This is a genomic window from Cupriavidus sp. 05T313, assembly GCF_056396665.1.
In genome coordinates this window covers 1-5,316 of sequence record NZ_JBFTLX010000362.1, presented here as the reverse complement: position 1 = coordinate 5,316, position 5,316 = coordinate 1, and the positions used below count along the sequence as shown (strand labels likewise).

4 protein-coding genes are annotated in these 5,316 nt (G+C 66.9%); all 4 read left to right on the top strand.

The genetic code is table 11. From position 1 onward, the window contains the following. A partial coding sequence (locus AC1DKD_RS38760; protein WP_477144521.1) for an acyl-CoA dehydrogenase family protein occupies positions 1–214 on the top strand: 214 nt, incomplete at its 5' end. A gap of 65 nt (positions 215–279) precedes the next feature. After that, positions 280–1,887, top strand: a complete 1,608-nt coding sequence (locus AC1DKD_RS38755) for a carboxyl transferase domain-containing protein (RefSeq protein ID WP_477144520.1) — start codon at positions 280–282, stop codon at positions 1,885–1,887. Between the two features lie 69 nt (positions 1,888–1,956). Further along, positions 1,957–2,745, top strand: coding sequence for an enoyl-CoA hydratase/isomerase family protein (locus AC1DKD_RS38750; RefSeq protein ID WP_477104747.1), 789 nt, complete (start codon positions 1,957–1,959; stop codon positions 2,743–2,745). Between the two features lie 112 nt (positions 2,746–2,857). Further along, on the top strand, positions 2,858–4,882 hold the full coding sequence (locus AC1DKD_RS38745) for an acetyl/propionyl/methylcrotonyl-CoA carboxylase subunit alpha (protein WP_477144519.1): 2,025 nt from the start codon (positions 2,858–2,860) through the stop codon (positions 4,880–4,882). Positions 4,883–5,316: the final 434 nt, after the last annotated feature.

Here is a 5,316-nt window from a genome sequence, read left to right as displayed (position 1 = left end):
GCGCAAGGACTGCGCCGCGGTCATCCTGTACACCGCCGAGAAGGCCACCTGGATGGCCGGCGAGTCGGTGCAGATCCTGGGCGGCAACGGCTATATCAACGAATACCCGGTCGGCCGGCTGTGGCGCGACGCCAAGCTGTAYGAGATCGGCGCSGGCACGTCGGAAATCCGGCGCATGCTGATCGGGCGCGAGCTGTACGCCGAAACGGCGTAAGCTGCCCTGCCGGCCTGCGCCGCCGCGATCACTGCACGCCATAAAAGAACAGAGACCCGACACCTATGCCCACGCTCGAAACCAAACTCAATGCTCGCTCGGAATCCTTCCGCGCCAATGCCGACGCCAYGCAGGCGCTGGTCGCCGACCTCAAGGCGAAGATCGCCAGGCTGGCCGAAGGCGGCGGCGAAGAAGCCCGCGCCAAGCACCTCGGGCGGGGCAAGCTGCTGCCGCGCGATCGCGTGCAGCAACTGCTCGATCCGGGCACGCCGTTCCTGGAACTGTCGCAGCTCGCGGCTTATGACATGTACGACAATGCCGCGCCCGGCGCCGGCATCATCACCGGCATAGGCAGCATCGCCGGGCAGGAATGCGTGATCGTCTGCAATGACGCTACCGTCAAGGGCGGCACCTACTACCCGCTCACCGTGCGCAAGCACCTGCGCGCGCAGGAAATCGCCGAGCAGAACAACCTGCCCTGTATCTACCTGGTGGATTCCGGCGGCGCCAACCTGCCCAACCAGGACGACGTCTTCCCTGACCGCGATCACTTCGGCCGCATCTTCTACAACCAGGCCAACCTGTCCAAGCAAGGCATCCCGCAGATCGCGGTGGTGATGGGTTCGTGCACGGCGGGCGGAGCCTACGTGCCGGCGATGAGCGACGAGTCCATCATCGTCARGAASCAGGGYACGATYTTCCTSGGCGGCCCGCCGCTGGTGAAAGCGGCTACCGGTGAAGAAGTCACGGCCGAAGACCTGGGCGGGGCAGACGTGCACACACGCCTCTCGGGCGTGGCCGATTACTTCGCGCAGAACGACGCGCACGCGCTGTCGCTGGCGCGCAATATCGTGCAGCACCTGAACCGCCGCAAGCCGGACCAGATCCGCCTGCACGAGCCCCTGCCCCCGCGTTATCCGGTGGAAGAACTGTATGGCGTGATTCCTACCGACACGCGCAAGCCGTATGACGTGCGCGAAGTCATTGCACGCATCGTGGACGATTCGGATTTCGACGAATTCAAGGCGCGCTACGGCACCACGCTGGTTTGCGGTTTTGCGCGGATCTGGGGCTATCCGGTCGGCATCATCGCCAACAATGGCATCCTGTTCTCGGAATCGGCGCTGAAGGGCGCGCACTTCATCGAGCTGTGCTGCCAGCGCAAGATCCCGCTGGTGTTCCTGCAGAACATCACCGGTTTCATGGTGGGCCGCAAGTACGAGAACGAAGGCATTGCGCGCAACGGCGCCAAGATGGTGACGGCGGTGGCGACGGCGCAGGTGCCGAAGTTCACGGTGATCATCGGCGGCTCGTTTGGCGCGGGCAACTACGGCATGTGCGGGCGCGCGTATTCGCCGCGCTTCCTGTGGATGTGGCCGAACGCGCGGATCTCGGTGATGGGCGGCGAGCAGGCGGCCAGCGTGCTGGCTACCGTGCGCCGCGACGGCATCGAGGCCAAGGGCGGCAGCTGGAGCGCCGAGGAAGAGGACAAGTTCAAGCAGCCTATCCGCGACCAGTACGAGCACCAGGGCCACCCCTACTACGCCAGCGCGCGGCTGTGGGACGACGGCGTGATCGATCCCGCGCAGACGCGCACGGTGCTGGGCCTGGGCTTGTCGGCCAGCCTGAACGCGCCGATCGGCGAGATGAAGTTCGGCGTGTTCCGCATGTGATCGCGCGCCGTGATCGCACGCGCAAATGCCCCGGATATTGAATCGCACCGCATCGCACAGGACACAACCATGGAATTCACCACCCTGACCGTCACCGCCGCGCAGCACGTGGCCACCGTCACGCTGAACCGGCCGGACGTGCGCAACGCCTTTAACGAGACCGTGATCGCCGAGCTGACCGGCGCCTTCCGCGCGCTGGGCAGCGAGCCCGCGGTGCGTGCCATCGTGCTGGCGGGCAATGGCCCGGCCTTCTGCGCGGGCGCGGACCTGAACTGGATGAAGAAGATGGCCGGCTACTCGCACGACGAGAACCGGTCCGATGCGCTGACCCTGGCGCAGATGCTGCACACGATCTGGGCCTGCCCCAAGCCCGTGATTGCACGCATCCACGGCGACACCTATGCCGGCGGCGTGGGCCTGGTTGCGGCCTGCGACATCGCCGTGGCCGCTGAGCCGGTGAATTTCTGCCTGTCGGAAGCGCGCCTGGGCCTGTTGCCCGCCACCATCAGCCCCTATGTGATCCGCGCCATGGGCGAGCAGGCCGCGCGCCGCTACTTCATCACGGCCGAGCGCTTCGGCGCCGCCGAGGCGCTGCGGCTGGGCTTTGTGCATGAGGTGGTGCCGGCCGACGCGCTGGATGCCAAGGTGGCCGAACTGGCCGCCGCGCTGGTGGCCAACAGCCCCAACGCCGTGCGCGAGAGCAAACGGCTGGTGCAGGAGGTGCCGGGCCGGGCCATCGACGATGCGCTGCTGGCCGATACCGCCGACCGCATTGCGGCGATCCGCGCCTCGGAAGAAGGCCGCGAGGGCGTGCGTTCCTTCCTGGAAAAACGCTCGCCGTCCTGGCGGCCTGCCTGAGCGAACCTCCAGCCAGCCCCCAGCCAATCAAGCGCCGTGCTGCACGGGTAGCCGCCGAACCRCCCGCGCGGCCATCGCAGCCACGCCGCCAGAACTAAAACTAGGAACAGCCATGTTCAACAAGATCCTGATCGCCAACCGCGGCGAAATCGCCTGCCGCGTGGCAGCCACCTGCCGCCGCCTTGGCATCCGCACGGTAGCGGTCTACTCCGACGCCGACGCCAACGCGCGCCATGTGGCGCTGTGCGACGAGGCCGTGCACATCGGCGGTGCCGCCGCGCGCGACAGTTACCTGCGCGGCGACCACATCATCGAGATGGCCAAGGCGACCGGCGCGCAGGCGATCCATCCGGGCTACGGCTTCCTCTCCGAAAACGACGGCTTCGCCGATGCCTGCGCCGCGGCGGGTCTGGTCTTTATCGGCCCGCCGGCATCGAGCATCCGCGCCATGGGCAGCAAGAGCGCGGCCAAGCGCCTGATGGAAGAAGCCGCGGTGCCGCTGGTGCCGGGCTATCACGGCGAGGACCAGGACCCGGCGCTGCTGCGGCACGAGGCCGACCGCATCGGCTACCCGGTGCTGCTGAAAGCCAGCGCCGGCGGTGGCGGCAAGGGCATGCGCGTGGTGGAAGCCAGCGAAGGCTTCGAAGCCGCGCTGGCTTCGGTGCAGCGCGAGGCCAGCGCCAGCTTCGGCGACGACCGCGTGCTGGTGGAGAAATACCTGACCCGCCCGCGCCATATCGAAATCCAGGTGTTCGCCGACACGCACGGCAACTGCGTCTACCTGTTCGAGCGCGACTGCTCGGTGCAGCGGCGCCACCAGAAGGTGSTKGAGGAAGCCCCGGCGCCCGGCATGAGCGAGGAACGCCGGCGGGCGATGGGCGAAGCCGCCGTTGCGGCGGCGCAGGCCGTCGGCTATGTCGGCGCGGGCACCGTTGAGTTCATCGCCAACCAGGACGGCTCGTTCTACTTCATGGAGATGAACACCCGCCTGCAGGTGGAGCATCCCGTCACCGAGATGATCACCGGGCAAGACCTGGTGGAATGGCAATTGCGCGTGGCCTCGGGCGAGCCGTTGCCGCTGAAGCAAGATCAGCTTCGCATCCACGGCCACGCGCTGGAAGCACGCGTCTACGCCGAGAATCCCGACAAGGGGTTCCTGCCCTCCACCGGCACGCTGCGCTACCTGCGCACCCCGGCGGCGGTGACGTTCGCCCTTGGGCATGACGGCGACGGCCCGGCCGGCGTCCGCATCGATTCCGGCGTGCGCGAGGGCGACACCATCAGCCCCTACTACGACCCCATGATCGCCAAGCTGATCGTGTGGGGCCGCGACCGCGAGGAAGCGCTCGCCCGCATGGCGCAGGCGCTGGCGGAGTATCACGTGGTGGGCCTTTCGACCAATATCGCCTTCCTGCAACGGCTGGTGACTTCGCAGGCGTTCCGCACCGCCGACCTCGACACCGGGCTGATCGAACGCAACCAGGCAGCATTGTTCCCGCCGCCGGCGCAGGTGGGCACCGAGACCATCGCGCTGGCGGTAGCGGCGCTGATGGATGCGGAAACCCGCGCGCGGCGCGTCGATCCGGCGGATGCGCATTCGCCGTGGCAAAACGCCGGGGCATGGCGCTTGAACGGCGACGCCAGCAGCCAGTTCCGCCTGCGCACCAGCGAAGGTGAAACGCTTGCCAGCCTGCGCAGCGATGGCGGCAAGCAATGGCTCACCGTGGGCGAGCAGACCGTGCCCTTCCGCGCCACCACCCAGGCCGGCGGCTACGCGCTTGACCTTGGCGCGCGCACCGTCAAGGGCAGCGCCCATATCGACGGTGAAACGCTTTACGTGTTCAGCGGCGCGCAGCAAACCCGGCTGGAGGTCATCGACCCGCTCGCCCACGCGGGCACGCCCGATGCCGAGGGCGGCAAGCTGGTGGCACCGATGCCGGGGCGCATCATCGCGGTGATGGTCCAGGCTGGCGCCGTCATCGGCAAGGGTGATCCGCTGATCGTGATGGAAGCCATGAAGATGGAGCACACGCTGACTGCGCCCGCTGACGGTGTGGTGCAGGAAGTGCTCTATGCCATTGGCGATCAGGTGCAGGATGGCGCGCAGTTGGTCACGTTGGAAGATGTTGTGGTGTGAGTGGATGCCTTTTTTTGGGGCTGCTTGTAGCCCCGCTGACGCGGGGGGATGCGTTTGTTGGGCGGGGTTTTATTGCTTCTAGCTGCTGTCGCGGCTGTGCGGGGTTGGCCGTTTACGCACACGGAGGTGTCACTTTTCTTTACTCGTAAAGAAAAGTAACCAAAAGAAAGCGATCCTTGCAGGAGGCTGGCGTGTCGGGCTTTCGCAGCCCATTGGWTTCGTCGTCAGGCCCCGGGTTCTAATAGCCTCATGCCGTCACCGGTTCGGAGCACCACGACCCAGCCAATGCCCAGGGATTCGTGGTGGTCCCCCCGGTAGCGGCCACCGCGAATTTCAGGCCGTCTGTCGCTCGCGGCGCGGACGGCCACGAAGTTGCAAGCGCCCCGTTTCCGTCGTGGGCGCGGTGGCACCGGATTGCTAGGACCATAGGACCA